This is a genomic window from Serratia nematodiphila DZ0503SBS1 (assembly GCF_000738675.1).
GTDB lineage: Bacteria > Pseudomonadota > Gammaproteobacteria > Enterobacterales > Enterobacteriaceae > Serratia > Serratia nematodiphila.
In genome coordinates this window covers 515,787-536,485 of the sequence record NZ_JPUX01000002.1, presented here as the reverse complement: position 1 = coordinate 536,485, position 20,699 = coordinate 515,787, and the positions used below count along the sequence as shown (strand labels likewise).

The window sequence follows — 20,699 nt, the reverse complement described above, 5'->3', positions numbered from 1 at the left end:
GACGGGGGGGAGATCCGCTGTGCTAGGGATTGTTACGTTCCGTTGCATTATTGTCGCGCCCTAGCTTGAGCTACGGCAGTTGTTGTGATGTTATATTGTAACCATTAACCCATCATTTTGGTCATCACATTGATTCCCACTTCACGACATGGCGCCGCGCCGTCACTGAATTCGTTGTTCACCACCTCCGCTGCCGCGCGTTGTGCGGGGGCCGTTGTGCTGCTGGCTCTGCTGTGGCTCGGCATCTTTTGGGCGGTATCGCTGCCATGATCATGCTGCGTCAGCTGGTGCTAGGCTATGGCGCCACGCCGCTTTTCCCGCCGCTGAGCGGGCAGTTTACCGCCGGTTCGTTAACCGCGGTGGTGGGCGTCAATGGGGCCGGAAAATCGACATTGCTGAAAGCGCTCGCCGGTTTGTTACCGCCGATGGGCGGCAGCCTGAATTTCAGCGGCGGAAAGCCGCCGCGCAGAGCTTACTTACCGCAGCAGGCGGAGCTGGATCGGCAGTTCCCGATCGCGGTAAGCGATCTGGTGGCGATGGGCTGTTGGCCGCAAAGCGGCATGCTCGGCGGTATGAACAAGCATGCGGCGAGCCAGGTTAATGAGGCGCTGGCGAGCGTCGGCATGAGTGCGCTGGCGCACAGCCCGGTGGGCGAGCTCTCCGGCGGCCAGCTGCAGCGGGTGTTGTTTGCACGCCTGCTGGTCCAACAGGCGCCGCTGATTTTGCTGGATGAACCTTTCACCGGTATCGACAGCGCCACCACGCAGATCCTGCTGCAGGCGATCGCGCAACTGCACCGGCAGGGGAAAACGGTGATCGCCGTGCTGCACGATATGTCGATGGTCGCCGAGCATTTTCCGCAGGCGCTGTTGCTGACGCCGCAGGCTTGCCACTGGGGCGCGGCCGAGCAAGTGCTGGAACAGGTGCCGAGGTATCACGCCGCCGACCGGCTGCCGGATCTGCGGGCGGTGACGCCATGATGCTATTGCATGGGCTTATCGATCCTTTTCTCTCTTTCGGTTTTATGCGCCGCGCGCTGATGGCCTGCCTGGCGTTGTCGCTCAGCGCAGCCCCGCTGGGCGTGTTTCTGTTGCTGCGCCGCATGAGCTTGGTTGGGGATGCGTTGTCCCACGCGGTGTTGCCCGGCGCGGCGATCGGTTATCTGATTTCCGGCATGTCGCTGGTGGCGATGGGCGTAGGCGGCTTTATCGCCGGGCTGGCGGTGGCGATGCTGTCCGGCCTGGTGAGCCGCCGCACGCCGCTGAAAGAGGACGCCAGCTTCGCCGGATTCTATCTGGGCTCACTGGCGCTGGGGGTCACGCTGGTCTCGTTGCGCGGTTCCAGCGTGGATCTGCTGCACGTGTTGTTCGGTTCGATCCTGGCGGTGGATGCGCAGGCGATGCTGATGGTCGGTGCGATCGCCTCGGTTTCGCTGCTGGCGCTGGCGGCGCTGTACCGCGCGCTGGTTATCGAATCCTTCGACGTCACTTTCCTGCGCGTTAACGCGCCGCGCCGGTTGGCGCTGATCCACGGCCTGTTTTTGTCGCTGGTGGTGGTCAATCTGGTGGCGGGATTCCAGATCCTCGGCACCCTGATGTCGGTTGGGTTAATGATGTTGCCCGCCGCCAGCGCGCGCTTCTGGGCGCGCAATCTGCCGCAGACGCTGGCGACGGCGATGGGCATCGGCGCGCTTTCCAGTCTGATTGGGCTGGTGTGGTCCTATCACGCTTCGCTTCCCGCCGGCCCGGCGATCGTGCTCAGCGCCAGCATCCTCTTTTTTGTCTCGATCCTGTTTGGAACGCGCGGAGGCATTTACGCCTTTGCGCGCCGTTGAGAGTGCCATTTGCAAGGAGAAAATATGAAACGTTTACCTATATCGCTGGCGGTAGCTGCTCTGCTGGCCAGCCCATTGGCGATGGCGAAGACTGTCGACGCCGTCGCCAGCTTTTCCATTCTCGGAGATATCGTCAAGCAGGTGGGCGGCGATCACGTCAAGGTCAGCACGCTGGTGGGGCCGGATGGCGATCCGCACAGTTTCGAGCCTTCACCGCAGGACGGCAAGAAGCTGGCTCAGGCTGATGTGGTATTTGTCAGCGGCCTGGGGCTGGAAGGGTGGATCGATCGCCTGGTCAATGCTTCGGGTTATAAAGGGCAGGTGATCACCGCTTCACAGGGCATCAACACCCGCCAGATGGAAGAGGATGGAAAACCGATTACCGATCCTCACGCCTGGAACAGCATGAAAAACGGCGTGCAGTACGCCACCAACGTGATGAACGCCCTGATCGCCGCCGATCCTGAGGATGCCAACTATTTTCGCCAGCGCGGCGCCGACTACATTCAGCAGCTGCAAAAGCTGGATCTGTGGGCCAAAACCCAGTTCGCCGCAGTGCCGCCGCAGAAACGTAAGGTGCTGACCAGCCATGATGCTTTTGGCTACTTTGGACAAGAGTATGGCGTCACCTTCCTTGCCCCGGTCGGATTTTCCACCGAAGCGGAAGCCAGCGCCAGCGACGTGGCGAGCCTGATTAAGCAGATTAAACAGGAGAAGGTTAACGCTTACTTTATCGAAAACCAGACCGATCCGCGGCTGGTGAAGCAGATTGCCGCCGCCACCGGCGCCAAGGCGGGCGGCGAGCTGTACCCTGAAGCGCTCTCCCGCGCTGGCGGCCCGGCGGCCACCTATGAGCAGGCGTTCAAACACAATGTCGACACGTTGCTGAGCAGCATGAAGTAATCTCTGCCCCCGCCCGCGGGTGGGGGGCAGCTTGCAGGCACTTTCTCGCCATAAAAAAAAGCCCCGTTGAGCAGCAACGGGGCTTTGCGACAGATGACACTTGGGAGTTAACGCTTTTTCTTACGTCCCTGTACCGCTTTGAATCGCGGATTGCTTTTACAGATCACATAGATGCGGCCACGACGACGCACGACTTTGCAATCCGGATGGCGATTTTTCGCCGAACGCAATGAACTCAATACCTGCATGGGGTTTCCTTGTTACTTATTGCCGATAAAGCGGCCAAAGCGCTGCTGGAAGCGCGCCGTGCTGCCTTCTTTGGAATAGTCTTTCTGCTTACCGGTGTAATACGGATGCGAAGCGGAAGAGACGTCGAGGGTGACATACGGCCAGCTTTCGCCGTCCAGTTCGATAGTGCGATCGGTTTTGATGGTCGATCCCACTTTGAAGTAGGCATTGGCACTGACGTCGTGGAACACCACGGTGCGATAATCGGGATGGATGCCGGGTTTCATAATGGTCTTCTCATGCAATGTTATATTATAACAATAATTATGCGCCGACCTGGCATCATGATCAAGCGTAAATTGCACTCACGAGCGAATTAATGAGAACGGTTTGCATTAACCTGCTGAAGCAAAAGAAAAAGGCCGCATGCGCGGCCTTTCGATTATCGGGTGGAGCTCACATCACTGAGCGATCAGTGGTGCTCTACCGGATGGCTGTGTTCCAGGTCTTCGTTCTTCTTGCTGAAGCGGCGGCGAACCACCACGAAGAACACCGGTACGAAGAAGATCGCCAAGACGGTAGCGGTGATCATCCCGCCCATAACGCCGGTACCAACCGCGTTCTGTGCGCCGGAGCCCGCACCGCTGCTGATAACCAGCGGCAGAACCCCGAGGATGAAGGCCAGGGACGTCATCAGGATTGGACGCAGACGCATACGCACTGCTTCCAATGTCGCCTCGATCAGGCCTTTGCCTTCTTTTTCCATCAGGTCTTTGGCGAATTCCACGATCAGGATGGCGTTCTTCGCCGATAGACCAATGGTAGTCAGCAGCCCTACCTGGAAGTACACGTCGTTGTTCATGCCGCGCATTGTCGCGGCCAACAACGCACCGATAACCCCCAGCGGCAATACCAGCATGACCGAGAACGGCACGGACCAGCTTTCATACAGCGCCGCCAGACACAGGAACACCACCAGAATCGAGATAGCGTACAGCGCCGGCGCCTGGTTGCCCGACAGACGTTCCTGATAGGACATGCCGGTCCAGTCGTAACCGATGCCGCTTGGCAGTTTGGACGCCAGCTGTTCCATCAGGTTCATCGCTTCACCGGTACTCTTGCCCGGTGCGGCCTGGCCCAGAATTTCCATCGACGGCAAGCCGTTATAGCGTTCCAGACGCGGTGAGCCGTATTCCCATTTCGCCGAGGAGAAGGCGGAGAATGGCACCATCTGGCCGCTGGTACCGCGCACGTACCACTTGTTGATGTCTTCCGGCAGCATGCGGAACGGCGCTTCGGCCTGTACGTACACCTTCTTCACACGACCGCGGTCGATGAAGTCGTTGACGTACGAGCCACCCAGCGCGGTGCTCAGCGTGCTGTTAATGGTGGTGATGCTGACACCCAACGCCTTGGCTTTCTCCTGATCGACGATCAGTTTGAACTGCGGGGTATCTTCCAGGCCGTTCGGGCGCACGCCCACCAGCACATCCGGATGCTGAGCAACCATGCCCAACAGCTGGTTACGCGCTTCGGTCAGTTTTTCGTGCCCCAGGCCGCCCTGGTCAATCAGCTCGAAGTCGAAGCCGGTTGCGGTACCGAGTTCGATAATCGCCGGCAGGTTGAACGGGAACACCAGGCCTTCTTTAATCTGTGAGAAGGCGCCCATGGCGCGACCGGCGATCGCTTCGACCTTGTTCCCGGCCCCCGGACGCTCGCCCCAGTCTTTCAGGCTGACGAATGCCAAGCCGTTGTTCTGGCCGTTACCGTTGAAGCCGAAGCCCGCGACGGTAAACACCGAAACCACGTTGTCCTTTTCCTTGTTCAGGAAGTAGTCAGAGACTTCTTCCAGCACTTTGTTGGTGCGGGACTCGGTGGCGCCGGCAGGCAACTGCACCATGGTCAACAGGATGCCCTGATCTTCGTCCGGCAGGAACGAGGAAGGCAGGCGCAGGAACAGCAGGCCCATGCCAACCACGATCAGCAGGTAGATGATCAGATAGCGGCCGGTGCTGCGCAGGATGTTGCCCACGCTGTCGGTATAGTGATGCGTGCTCTTCTCGAACATGCGGTTAAACCAGCCGAAGAAGCCTGTTTTAACCCCGTGATCGCCTTTCGGGATCGGTTTGAGCAGGGTGGCGCACAGCGCCGGCGTCAGGATCAAGGCCACCAGCACCGACAGCGCCATCGCGGACACGATGGTGATCGAGAACTGGCGATAGATGGCGCCGGTTGAGCCGCCAAAGAACGCCATCGGCACGAATACCGCTGACAGCACCATGGCGATGCCCACCAGCGCGCCCTGGATCTGGCCCATCGATTTACGGGTGGCTTCTTTCGGCGGCAGCCCCTCTTCGGACATGACGCGCTCGACGTTTTCCACCACCACGATGGCGTCATCCACCAGCAGGCCGATCGCCAACACCATGCCGAACATCGTCAGGGTGTTTATCGAGAAGCCGAACGCCGCGAGTATCGCAAAGGTCCCCAACAGTACTACCGGCACCGCGATGGTTGGGATCAGCGTCGCGCGGAAGTTCTGCAGGAACAGATACATCACCAGGAACACCAGGATGATGGCTTCGATCAGCGTTTTCACCACTTCGTTGATGGAGATTTTAACGAACGGGGTGGTGTCGTACGGATAAACCACTTTCATCCCTTGCGGGAAGAATGGCTCCATCTTGGCCAGCTCGTCTTTCACACCTTTGGCGGTGTTCAAGGCGTTGGCGCCGGTTGCCAGTTTGATACCCAGGCCGGCGGCAGGCTTGCCGTTATAACGCGCGGTAACGGCATAGCTTTCCGCGCCGCGCTCGATGTGAGCGACGTCGCGCAGGCGCACCTGGGAACCGTCGGTATTCACCTTCAGCAGGATCTTGCCGAACTCTTCCGGCGAAGTCAGACGGGTCTGCGCGATGATCGAGGCGTTCAACTGCTGCCCCGGCACCGGCGGCAGGCCGCCCAGCTGGCCAGCGGCGATCTGGTTGTTCTGCTCGGTGATGGCGGAGGTCACGTCCGTGGTCGTCAGCTGGTAGTTGTTCAGCTTGTTCGGATCCAGCCAGATACGCATCGCGTACTGGGCACCGAACAGCTGCACCTCACCCACGCCGGACGAACGGCTGATCGGATCCTTGATGTTGGACGCCACGTAGTCCGCAATATCGTCCTGCGTCATGTTCGGATCGTCGGAAACGAAGCCGGCCACCATCAGGAAGCTGCTGCTGGATTTTTCTACTTTCAGGCCCTGTTGCTGAACTTCTTGCGGCAGCAACGGGGTGGCCAACGACAGTTTGTTCTGAACCTGAACCTGCGCGATGTCAGGATCGGTACCGGATTCAAACGTCAGAGTAATGGTGACGCTACCAGAGGAATCACTGGTGGAGGACATGTACATCAGGTTATCGATACCGTTCATGTTCTGTTCGATAATCTGCGTGACGGTATCCTGCACCGTTTTGGCATCTGCGCCCGGGTAGGTGGCGGAAATACTCACCGCCGGCGGTGCAATAGTGGGATACTGCGCGATCGGCAGTTTCATTATTGCAAGCACCCCCGCCAACATGACGATGATGGCGATTACCCAGGCGAAAATTGGGCGGTCTATAAAGAACTTAGCCATGTATTACAGGCTCCTTTTTATGACTTCTGCGCTTCAGACTGCGGCTGTTTTTGCGCCTGAGTGTCAACTTCCTGCACCTTTACCTGCGCGCCCGGATGCACTTTCATCAGGCCGGAGACGATCACGCGATCGCCGGCTTTCAGGCCATCGGTAACCAGCCATTTGTCGCCAATCGCCTGATCCGCCTTCAGCGTGCGCAGCTCAACTTTATCGTCTGCACCGACCACTAACGCCGTCGCTTCACCACGCGGATTGCGGGTGACGCCTTGCTGCGGCACCAGCAGCGCATCGCTGCGCACGCCTTCGTCCAGACGGGCGCGCACGAACATGCCAGGCAACAGCGTATCGTTCGGGTTAGGGAACAGGGCGCGAATGGTAATGGAGCCGGTGGTCTCATCGACGGTGACGTCAGAGAATTCCAGCGTGCCTTCCTGCGCATATTCGGTGCCGTTTTCCAGCATCAGTTTCACCTTGGCCTTGCCATTTTCCTGCTTCAGCGCGCCGCTGGCCAGTTCTTGCTTCAGGCGCAGGAAGTCGGTGCTCGACTGGGTGACGTCGACATACATCGGATCCAACTGCTGCACGGTGGACAGGGCGGTCGCCTGGCCGTTGCTGACCAGCGCGCCTTCGGTCACGGCGGATTTGCCGATGCGGCCAGAGATCGGGGAGGTCACTTTGGTGTACGCCAGATTAATGCGCGCGGTTTCGACGGCGGCCTTGGCGGCCACCACGGCGGCATCCGCTTGCTGCAGCGTGGAGACGGCGTTGTCGTAGTCCTGCTTACTGATATAGCTGGTACCCAGCAATGGCTTGTAGCGGTTTACCGTCACGCGTGCGATGGAAGCGCTGGCCTGTGCTTTGGCCAAATCGCCTTTCGCGCTGTCGTAGCTGGCTTGATAGGTTGCGGGATCGATTTGGTACAGAGACGTCCCGGCCTTGATATCGCTGCCTTCGACGAAGTTGCGCTTCAGGATGATGCCACTGACCTGAGGGCGAACTTCGGCGATACGATACGCAGCGGTGCGGCCAGGAAGATCGGTAGTGATGTTGAGAGGCTCGGCCTTCAAGGTGACTACGCCCACTTCAGGTGCCTGTTGTTGGGCACCTTGCTGTTGGGTTTCTTTATCGTTACATCCTGTTAGCACTAAGCTGCCTGAAAGCATCAGAACGGCCGCCAGAGGCGTTAACCCTCTGTTTTTGTTCATAGAAAAACCTCAAGTGTCCGATTTTAAAATGATCAATGGATCACAAGCTTTAAAACCCATTGCTGCGTTAATTATATGTGCGTGCTATGGTACATACATTCGCGAATGTATGTAAATCACACTCCCCCTAAATAACAATGCCATGGCACGAAAAACCAAACAGCAGGCGCAAGAAACCCGACAGCAAATCCTCGATGCTGCGGTGAGAGAGTTCTCTGAACGTGGCGTTGCTGCAACGTCACTGACAGATATTGCCACCGCTGCTGGGGTTACGCGTGGAGCCATTTACTGGCACTTCAAGAATAAGGTAGACCTGTTTAATGAAGTTTGGGAATCTACCGAGCCGAAAATTGACCAGCTCGAAACAGAGTATCAGGCAAAGTTTCCCGATAATCCACTGCGGGTTATCCGGGAAATTCTGATTTACATTCTGACGTCTACGGTTGAAGACGGCCGCAGGCGGGCGTTGATGGAAATTATATTCCACAAATGCGAGTTTGTCGGTGAAATGATGCCGCTGCTGGATTCGCGCAAGGTGCTGTACCTCGCCGGTTACGAACGCATCGAAGCGGTGCTGTACAACTGCATTCACCACGGGCAATTGCCGGCCGATCTGCACACTCGTCGCGCGGCGATCATCCTGCGCGGTTATATCACCGGCCTGCTGGAAAACTGGCTGTTTATGCCGGAAAGTTTCGATCTGCGGGCTGAAGCCGAAGCGCTGGTGGATGCGTTTTTGGAGATGCTGCAGTTTTGCCCCACCTTGCGCCTCAGATCCGATATGCCGACGGCAGCACCGTCCAACGCCGGCTCCCTGCCTTTATAAGGAGAGATTTCATGTCATCAGTCGTTCTCATCGCCAACGGCGCCGCCTATGGCCACGAATCCTTGTTCAATGCGCTGCGGTTGGCCATCGCCATGAAAGAGCAGCAGAGCAGTCTCGATCTGCGGCTGTTTCTGATGTCCGATGCGGTGGTGGCCGGGCTGGCCGGGCAGCAGCCGCACGAGGGGTACCACCTGCAGCAGATGCTGGAAATCCTCACCGCGCAGCAGGTGCCGGTCAAGCTGTGCAAGACCTGCGCCGACGCGCGCGGCGTCAGCCGTTTGCCGCTGGCGGACGGCGTGGCGATCGGCACCTTGGTCGAGCTGGCGCAGTGGACGCTGGCTGCGGAGAAAGTGCTGACTTTCTGATTTCGCGACAATGGGACATCACCGGCAACGCTTTTGTTGTTCGTTGCCTGCCGGCTGTCGTGATAATCTTCAGGCTTCTTAACCGATCCGAAGCTAAATCATGCATCGCTGGTTGACTCTGCCTTCTCTGGCGCCGCTCTCGTTTGTCGGCGCATGTCGGCGGCGCATCGCCGCCGCGACACGCCTTTTTTTCCTTATTTGCGCGTTCATCTTTCCGGCGCAGGCGGCGCTGAACGGCGATCTGCCGCAGCGCAGCGACGTGCAAAGCCAGCTGGAAACGCTGAACAAGCAAAAAGCCCTGACGCCGGTCGAAAAGCTGTCCCAACAGGATTTGACCCGCACGCTGGAACTGCTGGATGCCCTCGAGCGCAACCGGCAAGACGCCGCGCAGCTTAAACAGCAGGTGCAGCAGGCGCCGACGAAGCTCAGTCAGGTCACTGCCGAACTGGATGCGCTGAAGCAGCCGGTGGACAATGCGGCGGCGCGCGCTGCGCTGTTGCCGCTGTCGCTGCGCCAACTGGAAAGCCGGCTATATCAAACGCTCGACGAGCTGCAAAGCGCGCAGGAGAGCCTCTCCACCTACAACAGCCAATTGGTGTCGCTGCAAACCCAGCCCGAACGGGTACAAAGCACCATGTACGCCGCCTCGCAGCGCCTGCAGGAGATCCGCAGTCAGCTCAGCGGCCAGACGCCGGGGCAAGATTCGCTGCGCAACAGCCAGCAGGTGATGCTGACCACCGAGCAGGCGTTGCTCAACGCACAGCTTGAGCTGCAGCGCAAAAGTCTGGAAGCCAATACCACGCTGCAGGATCTGCTGCAAAAGCAGCGCGACTACACCACGGCGCATATCGACGCGCTGGATCGGTCAGTGCAGCTGCTGCAGGAGATCGTCAACAGCAAACGTTTGACGCTGTCTGAAAAGACCGCCAAAGAGGCGCAAAACCCGGAAGACGCCACCGATATCCAGCACGATCAGCTGGTCAGCAAGCAGCTGGATGTCAACCGCCAGCTGAGCCAGCGGCTGATCGCCGCCACCGAAGAGAGCAACACCCTGTTCCAGCAGAACATTCGGGTCAAGAACTGGCTCGATCGCGGGCTGCAGGCGGAGCGTAACCTGAAAGAGCAGATCCAGGTGCTGAAGGGCAGCCTGGTGTTGTCGCGCATCCTGTATCAGCAGCAGCAGAGCCTGCCGCAGGGCACGCTGTTGGCGGATATGGATACGCGCATCGCCGATCTGCGGCTGGAGCAGTTCGATATCAATCAGCAACGCGACGATCTGTTCAAGGGCGAGGATTACATCAACCAGCTGGTGGCCGAAAGCAAGGAAAAGGCCGGCCCGGAGGTGATCGACGCGTTAAACGAGATCGTCGATATGCGCCGCGAACTGTTGGATCAGCTGAACAAACAGCTCAGCAACCAGCTGTCGTTGTCGATCAACCTGCAGATCAATCAGCAGCAGCTGACCAGCGTCTACGGTTCGTTGCAGGATACGCTGACCCAGCAGATCTTCTGGGTCAACAGCAACAAGCCGGTCGATCTGGCGTGGGTTAAGGCGATGCCGGAGGCGGTGCGCGATCAGCTCGCCGGGCTCGATATCAAATTCGACGGCGGCAAGCTATTGCAGGGCGGGTTGAATGCGCTGGTGTTCCTGATCCCGATGCTATTGGCGATCGGGGTATTGCGCTGGCGCTACCGGCTGATCGACAACCATTTACAAAAGCTGGCCAACGATGTGGGGCAACTGAAGCGCGACGGCCAACTGCATACGCCGAAGGCCATCGCGCTGACCTCGCTGAAGGTATTGCCCGGCGCCGCGCTGCTGCTTGGCGTCGGTTTCTGGATGTATCGCGCCGATTTCGGCATCAGCGACTTTATCTGGGCATTGTCGCAGCAGCTGGCGCTGTCGTGGCTGGTCTTCGGCTTCAGCTATCGGATGCTGAAACCGGGCGGCATTGCCGAGCGGCATTTCAACTTCGGCGCCAATCTGTGCGCGCATTACCGCCGGCAGACGCTGCGGCTGGGATTGGCGCTGCAGCCGCTGATCTTCTGGTCGGTATTGGGCGAAAAAGCGCCGCTGCGCCTGGTGGAAGACGTTATCGGCCAGATCGTGGTGATGCTGACGCTGGCGCTGCTCGCGGTGCTGGTGTTCCCGCTGTGTCGCGACAGCTGGCGCGAAAAGGGCTCGCACGCCGTGCGGCTGATGGTGGTTACAGCCATCGCCGCCACGCCGCTGATCCTGCTGGGGCTGATGTTCGCCGGTTACTTCTATACCACGCTGCGACTGGCCAGCCGCTGGATAGACAGCCTGTATCTGTTTTTCCTGTGGAATATCGTGTACCTGACCGCGCTGCGTGGTCTGAGCGTGGCGGCGCGGCGTCTGGCCTACCGGCGCGCGTTGGCGCGGCGGCAAAACGTGGCGAAAGAGGGGGCCGAAGGCGGTGAACCGGTGGTGGAAGAGCCGCCGCTGGCGCTCGATCAGATCAACCAGCAGTCGCTGCGCCTGACCACCCTGGTGCTGTTCGCCATCTTCGCCAGCGCCTTCTATGCCATTTGGTCGGATCTGGTGACGGTCATCGCTTATCTGGACAGCATCACGCTGTGGCATTACACCAGCACCGTGGCGGGCAGCAGCGTGGCGCAGGCGGTGACGCTGGGCAACATGATGGTGGCGATCGCCGCAGTGATCGTCGCCTACGTGCTCACCCGCAACTTGCCTGGTCTGCTGGAGGTGGTGGTGCTGTCGCGGCTGCAGCTGCGGCAGGGGGCGTCCTATGCCATCACCACCGTGCTCACTTACCTGATCACCGCCGTGGGCGCCGTGGTTGCGCTGGGATCGCTCGGCGTTTCCTGGGACAAACTGCAATGGCTGGCCGCCGGTCTGACGGTCGGGCTGGGCTTCGGGTTGCAGGAGATCTTCGCCAACTTCGTCTCCGGCCTGATCATTCTGTTCGAACGCCCGATCCGCATCGGCGATACCATCACCATCGGCACCTTCTCCGGTTCGGTCAGCAAGATCCGCATTCGCGCCACCACCATTACCGACTTCGATCGCAAAGAGGTGATCATTCCGAACAAGGCGTTCGTCACCGAGCGGCTGATCAACTGGTCGCTGTCCGACACCATCACTCGCGTGCTGATCAAGGTCGGCGTGGCCTACGGCTCCGATCTCGACAAGGTGAAAAAGGTGTTGCTGCAGGCGGCGCACGACAACCCGCGGGTGATGACCGATCCCGAACCGCAGGTGTTCTTCCTCAACTTCGGCGCCAGCACGCTGGATCACGAGCTGCGGCTCTATGTGCGCGAACTGCGCGATCGCAGCTACACGGTGGATGAACTGAACCGCTCAATCGACCGCCTGTGCCGGGAAAACGACATCGACATCGCTTTCAACCAGCTGGAGGTGTATCTGCATAACCAGCAGGGCAACGAAGTGCAGGAAGTGAAAAGAACGCTGTCGCCGGACGACGGCGGCCAGACGGCGGGCTTATGAACGTTGAAAGACGAAAGGGACAGCGCGGCGCTGTCCCTGGTTACTGTCCGGCGGGCAGATAGGGCGAGGTGACGCCGGCGCGCTGCAGCTTTTCCTGATAATCCCGTTTGACGATATCCAGCGCCGCCAGTGCGGTGACCGGATCGATCTCGTTGCATTCCAGCAGGTAAATCAAGTCTACCGCCAGCTGCAGTTCGGGTGAGGCGTTTTCCAGAGACATAGCACCTGCGCTTATTAATTAATGGGATGAATAACTCGCATACCGGCAGAGTATAGTGAACCCGGCGCGCAACCGGGAATAATCATTAAAATATTGTGATAAATCTTCAAAAACCGTTTTCTTTGCGCTCGATATTGCGCTCGATGCGCGCCAACGCCTGACGACAGCGCATCAGCCGCCCCTCCAGCGCCGCCAGCTCGTGCTGCAGTTTTTGCTGCGCCGCCAGCGTGGTTTGGCGGCCGAGCAGGCTTTCCCGATCCTGAATCATGGCGATCAGCCGGCGTTCGTAGTCCTGATGCTCGGCCAGCTTGTGGTAAAGATCGGCCTCGGGGGCTTCTTTCGGCTGGTTCTTGCGCCGCAGCGCCTGGGTCGCCAGCTCGCGCTGCAGGGCGGCGATCTGAGCCACCAGTTTTTCGGCCAAAAAGGCCACCTGGCTGGTGCGGTTGTCGTTGGCGGCGCTTTGCAGCTGGGCGAAATTCTTCTCCACCTCGGCCAGGTAGTCGCGCAGCCGCGTGCCGCGATTGGCGAACAGGGCGGCGTCGAAGCGCGCCTGCGGGATCGGAACGTCGCCGCGCGGGGTCACTTCGGCCGCCAGCGCCGCGATCTGCTGTGCCAACACCTGTAATAGACGCTGAGTGCTCACATAAGCTCCCTCTTGATTTCAACAGGCGTAAGCTTGCCCGCGATGCTGTTGTGAAACAAGCGCCGCATGCATATTCCGCCGGCGCGGCGCCGATGCTACAGTAGGCCGCAACCGATTGAGGAGCGAAGAGCCGCATGACGCGTGGGTTATTGATCATTTTGGGCTGGTTGGCGGTGGTGCTGGCGACGTTGGGCGTGGTGCTCCCGCTGCTGCCGACCACGCCGTTCCTGCTATTGGCCGCCTGGTGCTTCGCCCGCTCTTCGCCGCGCTTTCATCACTGGCTGCTGTACCGTTCCTGGTTTGGCCCTTATCTGCGCCATTGGCAGCAGCATCGCGCGCTGCCGCCGGGGGCGAAGTGGAAGGCTGTGCTGGTGATCGTGCTGACCTTCGCCTGTTCGCTGTGGCTGGTGAAAATCTGGTGGGTGCGCGGGCTGTTGCTGCTGATGCTGGCCATTTTGCTGACCTTTATGCTGCGTCTGCCGGTTATTGACCTGCCGCAACAAAAACAGCGCTGATTGTACCTTACACTCCTCAATAGCTTTCAAGCCGCAGCCAGGCGACAAACGCAGGCATCCCCGGAAGCTTACTTAGGTAAGTGACCGGGGGGAATGCGTGCAGTCAACAACGCTGCGGGTTGAAAGATGCAGGGGAGAGTTGCATTTGTCCGCCAGTTTGCATAGATTTGGGCGTTTTCGTGCGCGGATCGCCTGCCATTTCTTCTCCGGTGTGTTTCTCCCGGGGGCGGCGGGTGAGCGGCGCGCCGGTTTTCAGGCAGTTTTATCAGGCAACAATTATGACCGCTACTGCGCAGCAGCTTCAGTTTATTAAAGACAGTATCAAAACCATCCCGGATTATCCGAAGCCGGGCATCCTGTTCCGCGACGTGACCAGCCTGCTGGAAAACCCGTTGGCCTATGCCGCCAGCATCGAGCTGCTGGTTGAGCGCTATCGCGAAGCGGGCGTGACCAAGGTGGTGGGTACCGAAGCGCGTGGTTTCCTGTTCGGCGCGCCCGTCGCGCTGGCGCTGGGCGTCGGTTTCGTGCCGGTGCGCAAACCGGGCAAACTGCCGCGCGCCACGCTCAGCGAAAGCTATGAGCTGGAGTACGGCACCGACAAGCTGGAGATCCACACCGATGCCATCACCGCGGGTGACAAAGTGCTGGTGGTGGACGATCTGCTGGCGACCGGCGGCACCATCGAAGCGACCACCAAACTGATCCGCCGTCTGGGCGGTGAAGTGAACGACGCCGCGTTCATCATCAACCTGCCGGATCTGGGCGGGGAAGCGCGTCTGAACAAGCTGGGCATCGATTGCTACTGCCTGGTGGACTTCGCCGGCCATTGATGCGGCATTGCCCCTTGGGCACAACGGCCTCGCGGATCGCCGCGGGGCTGTGTTAGCATGACCCTCCAGATTCCTCGACTTCTCCGGTATTAATGAGCTATCAGGTTCTCGCCCGTAAGTGGCGCCCTCAAACGTTCGCAGACGTGGTCGGCCAGGAACATGTCCTGACCGCGCTGGCCAACGGCCTCTCACTGGGGCGGATCCATCACGCCTATCTGTTCTCGGGCACGCGCGGCGTGGGGAAAACCACCATCGCCCGCTTGCTGGCCAAAGGCCTGAACTGTGAAACCGGCATCACCGCCACGCCATGTGGCCAATGCGACAACTGCCGCGAGATCGAGCAGGGGCGCTTTGTCGATCTGATCGAGATCGACGCCGCTTCCCGAACCAAGGTGGAAGATACCCGCGATCTGCTGGACAACGTCCAGTACGCGCCGGCGCGCGGCCGCTTCAAGGTCTACCTGATCGACGAAGTGCACATGCTCTCGCGCCACAGCTTCAACGCGTTGCTGAAGACGCTGGAAGAGCCGCCGCCGCACGTCAAATTCCTGTTGGCCACCACCGATCCGCAAAAGCTGCCGGTGACCATTCTCTCGCGCTGTCTGCAGTTCCACCTCAAAGCGCTGGACGTCGATCAGATCCGTCAGCAGCTGGAAACGGTGCTGACGGCGGAGCAGATCACCAGCGACGCCCGTGCGCTGCAGCTGCTGGCGCGCGCCGCCGACGGCAGCATGCGCGACGCGCTGAGCCTGACCGATCAGGCGATCGCCATGGGGCAGGGGCAGGTGACCGCCGCTACCGTCAGCCAGATGCTCGGCACGCTCGATGACGAGCAGCCGCTGGCGATCCTCGAAGCGCTGGTCAGCGCCGACGGCGAAAAGGTGATGGCGCAGGTCGCGCAGGCCGCTTCGCGCGGCGTGGACTGGGAAAACTTGCTGGTGGAGACGCTGGCGCTGCTGCATCGCATTGCGATGGTGCAGCTGTTGCCTTCGATGCTCGACAACCACTACGCTGCCGTGGAGCAACGGCTGCGCGAGCTGGCGCGCACCCTGCCGCCGGCCGATGTGCAACTTTACTACCAGACGCTGTTGGTGGGCCGCAAAGAGTTGGCCTATGCGCCGGATCGCCGCATGGGGGTTGAGATGACCCTGCTGCGCGCGCTGGCGTTTCACCCGAAAGCGGTGATCCCGGAGCCGGTGGCGTTGGTGCAGACCGCGCCGGCGCCGATGGCGCAGCCGCAGCAGGCCGCATCGCCACAGCCGCCGCAGTTTCAGGACGCGCCGCCGCCGCTAGGGCAGCCGGCCGCGCCGCAGCGACAATCATCGGCCCCTTTACCGGATGCCACCGCCCAGCTGTTGAAAGCGCGGTCCCAGCTGCAACGGCAGCAGGGGGCATCCACACCAAAAAAGAATGAGCCGGCGGCGCCAGGAATAGCGCGGCCGGCAAACTCGGCGCTGGGGCGTTTGGCTTCGGTGACCGAGCGCAGCCAGCAGCGCCTGGCGGAGAAGAAGGTGCCGGAAAAACCGGCGAAACCGGAAGCCTATCGCTGGCGCGCGCAAACCGAGCCGGAAGCGGCGCCGGAACCGCTGGCGACGCCGAAAGCGCTGCGCACGGCGTTGGAACATGAGAAAACGCCGGAGCTGGCCGCCAAGCTGGTGGTGGAGTCGCTGGAGCGCGATGCCTGGGCGGCAGAAATCGATAAGCTGAAGATCCCGAAATTGGTGCAGCAGCTGGCGTTGAACGCCTTCAAGCAGCAGCCGGAGCCGGGCAAAATTAACCTCCATCTGCGGTCTTCGCAGCGCCATCTGAATTCGCCTTCGGCGCAGAAGACGCTGGCCGACGCGCTCGGTGAGCTGTACGGCGGCCCGATTGAGCTGACCGTGGTGGAGGACGATAATCCGGCGGGGCGCACCCCGCTGGAGTGGCGACAAGCCATCTATGAAGAAAAGCTGGCGCAGGCGCGCCAGTCCATCGAAGCGGATACCAACATTCAGACGCTGCGCCGATTCTTCGACGCGGATCTGGATGAAGAGAGTATTCGCCCCCTTTAAACGCCGCGCGAGGTGCGCGGCCCTAGCGACGAGAGACGACTATGTTTGGTAAAGGCGGTCTGGGCAACCTGATGAAGCAAGCCCAGCAAATGCAAGAAAAAATGCAGCAGATGCAGGAAGAAGTCGCCAAATTGGAAGTGACCGGCGAATCCGGCGCGGGCCTGGTGAAAGTCACCATCAACGGCGCGCACAACTGCCGCCGCGTGGAGATCGATCCTAGCCTGATGGAAGACGACAAAGAGATGCTGGAAGATCTGATCGCCGCGGCGTTTAACGACGCCGCGCGCCGCATCGAAGAGACTCAGAAAGAGAAAATGGCTTCCGTCTCCAGCGGCATGCAGTTGCCGCCTGGCTTCAAGATGCCGTTCTGATGCAAACCAGCCCGCTCCTTGAATCCCTGATGGAGGCGCTGCGCTGCCTGCCGGGCGTCGGCCCGAAATCGGCGCAGCGCATGGCGTTTCAGCTGCTGCAGCGCGATCGCAGCGGCGGCATGCGCCTGGCGCAGGCGTTGACGCGCGCGATGTCGGAGATCGGCCACTGCGCCGATTGCCGCACCTTCACCGAGCAGGACGTCTGCACCATCTGCGCCAATCCGCGCCGCCAGCAAAACGGCCAAATTTGCGTGGTGGAAAGCCCGGCGGATATCCACGCCATCGAGCAGACCGGCCAGTTCGCCGGGCGCTACTTTGTGCTGATGGGGCATCTGTCGCCGCTGGACGGCATCGGGCCGGGCGATATCGGTCTGGATCGCCTGGAGCAACGGCTGGAAAAGGAAAGCATCACCGAAGTGATCCTCGCCACCAACCCGACGGTGGAAGGGGAGGCGACCGCCAACTATATCGCCGAGATGTGCGGCCAGTATGGCGTGCTCGCCAGCCGCATCGCCCACGGCGTGCCGGTGGGCGGCGAGCTGGAGATGGTCGATGGCACCACGCTGTCGCATTCGCTGGCCGGGCGCCACGCCATCAAGTTCTGATGTTTTCCCGGATGGGGCCGCCCGGCCCCATTGTTTTTTGCCAAAAAAATCCCGCCGTCCGCTTGAAAAACAATACCCTGACCCTCATCTGATTCTCATTGTTCGATTTTGGTAGCCATTGTCTTTTGAGGTAATCAATGAGTATGAAAGGTCAAGAAACCCGCGGGTTCCAGTCTGAAGTAAAACAGCTGCTTCATTTGATGATCCATTCGCTGTACTCCAACAAAGAAATTTTCCTGCGCGAGCTGATTTCCAACGCCTCTGACGCCGCCGACAAGCTGCGCTTCCGCGCCCTGTCCGCGCCGGAGCTGTACGCCGGCGACGGCGAGCTGCGCGTACGTTTGTCCTTCGATAAAGAGCAGCGCACCCTGACCATCGCCGACAACGGCATCGGCATGCGCCGCGAAGAAGTGATTGAAAACCTCGGCACCATCGCCAAGTCAGGCACTAAAGCGTTCCTGGAATCCATCGGTTCCGATCAGGCGAAAGACAGCCAACTGATCGGCCAGTTCGGCGTCGGTTTCTACTCGGCGTTCATCGTGGCGGACAAAGTGACCGTGCGCACCCGCGCCGCCGGCGCCGCCGATGACGAAGGCGTGTTCTGGGAGTCCGCCGGCGAAGGCGACTACACCATCGCCGACATCACCAAAGAGACCCGCGGCACCGAAATCACCCTGCATCTGCGCGAAGGCGAAGATGAGTACCTCGACGCCTGGCGCCTGCGTTCGGTGATCGGCAAATATTCCGATCACATCGCCTTGCCGGTGGAGATCGAAAGCAAAAACGAAGAAGACGACACCGTCACCTGGGAGAAGATCAACAAGGCGCAGGCCCTGTGGACCCGCAGCAAGGCTGACGTGACCGACGAAGAGTACAAAGAGTTCTACAAACACATCGCCCACGACTTCACCGATCCGCTGAGCTGGAGCCACAACCGGGTTGAGGGCAAGCAGGAATACACCAGCCTGCTGTACATCCCGGCGCAGGCGCCGTGGGACATGTGGAACCGCGATCACAAGCACGGCCTGAAGCTGTACGTGCAGCGCGTGTTCATCATGGACGACGCCGAGCAGTTCATGCCGAACTATCTGCGCTTCGTGCGCGGCCTGATCGATTCCAACGATCTGCCGCTGAACGTATCGCGCGAGATCCTGCAAGACAGTCGTGTGACGCAAAACCTGCGCGGCGCGCTGACCAAGCGCGTGTTGCAGATGCTGGATAAGCTGGCCAAAGACGACGCCGAAGGCTACCAGAAATTCTGGCAGCAGTTCGGTCTGGTGCTGAAAGAGGGCCCGGCGGAAGACAACGGTAACCAGGAAGCGATCGCCAAACTGCTGCGCTTCGCCTCTACCCACGGTGACAGCTCGGCGCAGACCGTATCGCTGGAAGAGTACGTCGGCCGCATGGCGGAAGGGCAGGAGAAGATTTACTACATCACCGCCGACAGCTACGCCGCGGCCAAGAGCAGCCCGCACCTGGAGCTGTTCCGCAAGAAAGGCATCGAAGTGCTGCTGCTGTCCGATCGCATCGACGAGTGGATGATGAGCTACCTGACCGAGTTCGACGGCAAGCCGTTCCAATCGGTCAGCAAGGCGGATGAAGCGCTGGATAAACTGGCGGATGAAACCGAAGAGCAGAAGGCCGCCGAGAAGCAACTGGAACCGTTCATCGAACGCGTGAAAACCCTGCTGGGCGATCGCGTGAAGGATGTGCGCCTGACGCACCGCCTGACCGATACGCCGGCGATCGTGGTAACCGACGCCGACGAAATGAGCACCCAGATGGCCAAGCTGTTCGCCGCCGCCGGTCAGCAGGCGCCGGAAGTGAAGTACATTTTCGAGCTTAATCCGGAACATGCTCTGGTCAAACGCGCATCTGACGTGGGCGATAACGAACATTTCGCCGAATGGATCGACCTGTTATTGGATCAGGCGCTGCTGGCTGAACGCGGCACGCTGGAGGATCCGAACCTGTTCATCCGCCGCATGAACAAGTTGCTGTCCGCCTAAAGTTGAAGATATGCGCCCTTAACGGCACCGTTAGGGGCGCATTTTCGGTTTTTCCCCGCCTTTTCTCGCCTTTTGTTCGTCGGTTTTTTTGCACATTCCGCAATCGATTTCCTTCGCGCGCCTTGAGCCTGCCCCCCCTGAAATGGTATCGTTGAGCGTTTTCGCAATTTTATAAAAACTACATAGCAAGGGGATTTACGCAATGCGTATCATTCTGCTGGGCGCTCCGGGCGCTGGTAAAGGTACTCAGGCTCAATTCATCATGGAGAAATACGGCATTCCGCAAATCTCCACCGGTGATATGTTGCGCGCAGCCGTGAAGGCCGGCAGTGAACTGGGCAAGCAGGCGAAAGAGATCATGGACGCCGGCAAGCTGGTGACCGATGAGCTGGTGATCGCGCTGGTCAAAGAGCGCATCGCTCAGGAAGATTGCCGCAAGGGCTTCCTGCTGGACGGTTTCCCACGCACCATTCCGCAGGCTGACGCGATGAAAGAAGCCGGCATCAACGTGGACTTCGTGCTGGAGTTCGACGTGCCGGATGAGCTGATCGTTGACCGCATCGTTGGCCGCCGCGTGCACGCGCCATCCGGCCGCGTATACCACGTGAAATTCAATCCGCCGCAGGTGGAAGGCAAAGACGACGTGACCGGCGAAGAGCTGACCACGCGCAAGGACGATCAGGAAGAGACCGTGCGCAAGCGTCTGGTGGAATACCATCAGATGACCGCGCCGCTGATCTCTTACTACAGCAAAGAAGCGGCAGCGGGCAACACCCAATACCGCAAAATCGACGGCACCCGCAAGGTGGCCGAAGTGAGCGCAGAGCTGGCGACCATCCTCGGTTGATCGCAAGCGCATCGTGCATGACGCCGGGCCCGTGGCCCGGCGTTTTTTTTGCCGTTTTGCCGTCAAATTGTGATCGCGGCGGCTTGTTGCAACCGTGCCCGTTAATCGCCCGCGCCAAATGGCGTATAACAAGCCTGC

Annotated in this window: 19 protein-coding genes and 1 other annotated feature; of the genes, 13 read left to right on the top strand and 6 right to left on the bottom strand. The window is 60.0% G+C overall.

Features of this window, described 5'->3' with window-relative positions:
- The first annotated feature begins 266 nt into the window (after positions 1 to 266).
- Genes JL05_RS23130 through JL05_RS23120 form a run of 3 tightly spaced genes read left to right on the top strand, consistent with a single transcriptional unit; the run spans position 267 to position 2,737 of the window.
- A complete protein-coding gene (locus JL05_RS23130; protein WP_033634146.1) occupies positions 267 to 980 on the top strand; it encodes a metal ABC transporter ATP-binding protein in 714 nt (237 codons plus the stop codon).
- Positions 977 to 1,834 (top strand): metal ABC transporter permease, encoded by an 858-nt coding sequence (locus JL05_RS23125; RefSeq protein ID WP_033633988.1) that lies wholly within the window; start codon positions 977 to 979, stop codon positions 1,832 to 1,834. The genes JL05_RS23130 and JL05_RS23125 overlap by 4 nt, the downstream gene beginning before the upstream one ends.
- 24 nt (positions 1,835 to 1,858) lie before the next feature.
- The gene (locus JL05_RS23120; protein WP_021504668.1) at positions 1,859 to 2,737 is read left to right on the top strand and encodes a metal ABC transporter substrate-binding protein; all 879 of its coding nucleotides are present in this window, start codon (positions 1,859 to 1,861) and stop codon (positions 2,735 to 2,737) included.
- Between the two features lie 107 nt (positions 2,738 to 2,844).
- Here the strand turns inward: JL05_RS23120 and ykgO are convergent, their stop codons facing one another.
- The 4 genes from ykgO to sdeX form a co-directional block, all read right to left on the bottom strand.
- On the bottom strand, positions 2,845 to 2,985 hold the full coding sequence (ykgO, locus tag JL05_RS23115) for a type B 50S ribosomal protein L36 (protein ID WP_004940304.1): 141 nt from the start codon (positions 2,983 to 2,985) through the stop codon (positions 2,845 to 2,847).
- Positions 2,986 to 2,997: 12 nt separating this feature from the next.
- Positions 2,998 to 3,252, bottom strand: coding sequence for a type B 50S ribosomal protein L31 (locus JL05_RS23110; RefSeq protein WP_004940303.1), 255 nt, complete (start codon positions 3,250 to 3,252; stop codon positions 2,998 to 3,000).
- Positions 3,253 to 3,437: 185 nt separating this feature from the next.
- The gene (gene sdeY / locus JL05_RS23105; RefSeq protein ID WP_033633987.1) at positions 3,438 to 6,584 is read right to left on the bottom strand and encodes a multidrug efflux RND transporter permease subunit SdeY; all 3,147 of its coding nucleotides are present in this window, start codon (positions 6,582 to 6,584) and stop codon (positions 3,438 to 3,440) included.
- Positions 6,585 to 6,601: 17 nt separating this feature from the next.
- Positions 6,602 to 7,789 (bottom strand): multidrug efflux RND transporter periplasmic adaptor subunit SdeX, encoded by a 1,188-nt coding sequence (gene sdeX, locus JL05_RS23100; protein WP_004940290.1) that lies wholly within the window; start codon positions 7,787 to 7,789, stop codon positions 6,602 to 6,604.
- Positions 7,790 to 7,931: 142 nt separating this feature from the next.
- Here sdeX and acrR point away from each other — a divergent pair, with 142 nt between their 5' ends.
- From acrR to mscK, 3 genes are all read left to right on the top strand, one after another.
- On the top strand, positions 7,932 to 8,615 hold the full coding sequence (gene acrR, locus JL05_RS23095; protein WP_048322347.1) for a multidrug efflux transporter transcriptional repressor AcrR: 684 nt from the start codon (positions 7,932 to 7,934) through the stop codon (positions 8,613 to 8,615).
- Between the two features lie 11 nt (positions 8,616 to 8,626).
- Positions 8,627 to 8,980, top strand: coding sequence for a DsrE/DsrF/TusD sulfur relay family protein (locus tag JL05_RS23090; protein WP_004940282.1), 354 nt, complete (start codon positions 8,627 to 8,629; stop codon positions 8,978 to 8,980).
- Positions 8,981 to 9,080: 100 nt separating this feature from the next.
- Positions 9,081 to 12,470: a mechanosensitive channel MscK gene (mscK, locus tag JL05_RS23085; RefSeq protein ID WP_033633986.1), complete on the top strand. Its 3,390-nt coding sequence runs from the start codon at positions 9,081 to 9,083 to the stop codon at positions 12,468 to 12,470.
- 40 nt (positions 12,471 to 12,510) lie between these two features.
- On the opposite strand, the gene rsmS is transcribed toward mscK, so the two are convergent.
- Together rsmS and priC are read right to left on the bottom strand one after the other, a co-directional pair.
- Positions 12,511 to 12,690, bottom strand: a complete 180-nt coding sequence (gene rsmS / locus JL05_RS23080; protein WP_004940278.1) for a pleiotropic regulatory protein RsmS — start codon at positions 12,688 to 12,690, stop codon at positions 12,511 to 12,513.
- 106 nt (positions 12,691 to 12,796) lie between these two features.
- Positions 12,797 to 13,333, bottom strand: coding sequence for a primosomal replication protein PriC (gene priC, locus JL05_RS23075; RefSeq protein ID WP_004940276.1), 537 nt, complete (start codon positions 13,331 to 13,333; stop codon positions 12,797 to 12,799).
- A gap of 134 nt (positions 13,334 to 13,467) precedes the next feature.
- On the opposite strand from priC, the gene JL05_RS23070 reads away from it, so the two are divergent.
- The 7 genes from JL05_RS23070 to adk all read left to right on the top strand — a co-directional run bounded on the left by JL05_RS23070 (position 13,468) and on the right by adk (position 20,561).
- Positions 13,468 to 13,848 (top strand): DUF454 family protein, encoded by a 381-nt coding sequence (locus JL05_RS23070; protein ID WP_016928835.1) that lies wholly within the window; start codon positions 13,468 to 13,470, stop codon positions 13,846 to 13,848.
- A gap of 278 nt (positions 13,849 to 14,126) precedes the next feature.
- Positions 14,127 to 14,678: an adenine phosphoribosyltransferase gene (gene apt, locus JL05_RS23065; protein ID WP_015376864.1), complete on the top strand. Its 552-nt coding sequence runs from the start codon at positions 14,127 to 14,129 to the stop codon at positions 14,676 to 14,678.
- A 92-nt stretch (positions 14,679 to 14,770) separates the two neighbouring features.
- A complete protein-coding gene (gene dnaX, locus JL05_RS23060; RefSeq protein WP_033633985.1) occupies positions 14,771 to 16,729 on the top strand; it encodes a DNA polymerase III subunit gamma/tau in 1,959 nt (652 codons plus the stop codon).
- Positions 16,062 to 16,126 (top strand) — a sequence feature (DnaX frameshifting element). (Overlaps the previous gene by 65 nt.)
- Before the next feature lie 41 nt (positions 16,730 to 16,770).
- Positions 16,771 to 17,100: a YbaB/EbfC family nucleoid-associated protein gene (locus tag JL05_RS23055; RefSeq protein WP_004940264.1), complete on the top strand. Its 330-nt coding sequence runs from the start codon at positions 16,771 to 16,773 to the stop codon at positions 17,098 to 17,100.
- Positions 17,100 to 17,705, top strand: a complete 606-nt coding sequence (gene recR, locus JL05_RS23050; RefSeq protein WP_004940263.1) for a recombination mediator RecR — start codon at positions 17,100 to 17,102, stop codon at positions 17,703 to 17,705. The genes JL05_RS23055 and recR overlap by 1 nt, the downstream gene beginning before the upstream one ends.
- Positions 17,706 to 17,848: 143 nt before the next feature.
- Positions 17,849 to 19,714, top strand: coding sequence for a molecular chaperone HtpG (gene htpG, locus JL05_RS23045; protein WP_004940262.1), 1,866 nt, complete (start codon positions 17,849 to 17,851; stop codon positions 19,712 to 19,714).
- A gap of 202 nt (positions 19,715 to 19,916) precedes the next feature.
- Positions 19,917 to 20,561, top strand: coding sequence for an adenylate kinase (gene adk, locus JL05_RS23040; protein WP_004940261.1), 645 nt, complete (start codon positions 19,917 to 19,919; stop codon positions 20,559 to 20,561).
- The last annotated feature ends 138 nt before the right edge of the window (positions 20,562 to 20,699 follow it).

What these genes read in the sequence shown, in the direction of transcription:
- JL05_RS23090 (WP_004940282.1), top strand. Translation starts at nt 8,627, where the DNA reads ATGTCATCAGTCGTTCTCATCGCCAACGGCGCCGCCTATGGCCACGAA.
- ykgO (WP_004940304.1), bottom strand. Translation starts at nt 2,985, where the DNA reads ATGCAGGTATTGAGTTCATTGCGTTCGGCGAAAAATCGCCATCCGGAT.
- adk (WP_004940261.1), top strand. Translation starts at nt 19,917, where the DNA reads ATGCGTATCATTCTGCTGGGCGCTCCGGGCGCTGGTAAAGGTACTCAG.
- htpG (WP_004940262.1), top strand. Translation starts at nt 17,849, where the DNA reads ATGAAAGGTCAAGAAACCCGCGGGTTCCAGTCTGAAGTAAAACAGCTG.
- JL05_RS23130 (WP_033634146.1), top strand. Translation starts at nt 267, where the DNA reads ATGATCATGCTGCGTCAGCTGGTGCTAGGCTATGGCGCCACGCCGCTT.
- sdeX (WP_004940290.1), bottom strand. Translation starts at nt 7,789, where the DNA reads ATGAACAAAAACAGAGGGTTAACGCCTCTGGCGGCCGTTCTGATGCTT.
- JL05_RS23125 (WP_033633988.1), top strand. Translation starts at nt 977, where the DNA reads ATGATGCTATTGCATGGGCTTATCGATCCTTTTCTCTCTTTCGGTTTT.
- mscK (WP_033633986.1), top strand. Translation starts at nt 9,081, where the DNA reads ATGCATCGCTGGTTGACTCTGCCTTCTCTGGCGCCGCTCTCGTTTGTC.
- acrR (WP_048322347.1), top strand. Translation starts at nt 7,932, where the DNA reads ATGGCACGAAAAACCAAACAGCAGGCGCAAGAAACCCGACAGCAAATC.
- recR (WP_004940263.1), top strand. Translation starts at nt 17,100, where the DNA reads ATGCAAACCAGCCCGCTCCTTGAATCCCTGATGGAGGCGCTGCGCTGC.
- dnaX (WP_033633985.1), top strand. Translation starts at nt 14,771, where the DNA reads ATGAGCTATCAGGTTCTCGCCCGTAAGTGGCGCCCTCAAACGTTCGCA.
- apt (WP_015376864.1), top strand. Translation starts at nt 14,127, where the DNA reads ATGACCGCTACTGCGCAGCAGCTTCAGTTTATTAAAGACAGTATCAAA.
- JL05_RS23070 (WP_016928835.1), top strand. Translation starts at nt 13,468, where the DNA reads ATGACGCGTGGGTTATTGATCATTTTGGGCTGGTTGGCGGTGGTGCTG.
- JL05_RS23055 (WP_004940264.1), top strand. Translation starts at nt 16,771, where the DNA reads ATGTTTGGTAAAGGCGGTCTGGGCAACCTGATGAAGCAAGCCCAGCAA.
- sdeY (WP_033633987.1), bottom strand. Translation starts at nt 6,584, where the DNA reads ATGGCTAAGTTCTTTATAGACCGCCCAATTTTCGCCTGGGTAATCGCC.
- JL05_RS23120 (WP_021504668.1), top strand. Translation starts at nt 1,859, where the DNA reads ATGAAACGTTTACCTATATCGCTGGCGGTAGCTGCTCTGCTGGCCAGC.
- rsmS (WP_004940278.1), bottom strand. Translation starts at nt 12,690, where the DNA reads ATGTCTCTGGAAAACGCCTCACCCGAACTGCAGCTGGCGGTAGACTTG.
- JL05_RS23110 (WP_004940303.1), bottom strand. Translation starts at nt 3,252, where the DNA reads ATGAAACCCGGCATCCATCCCGATTATCGCACCGTGGTGTTCCACGAC.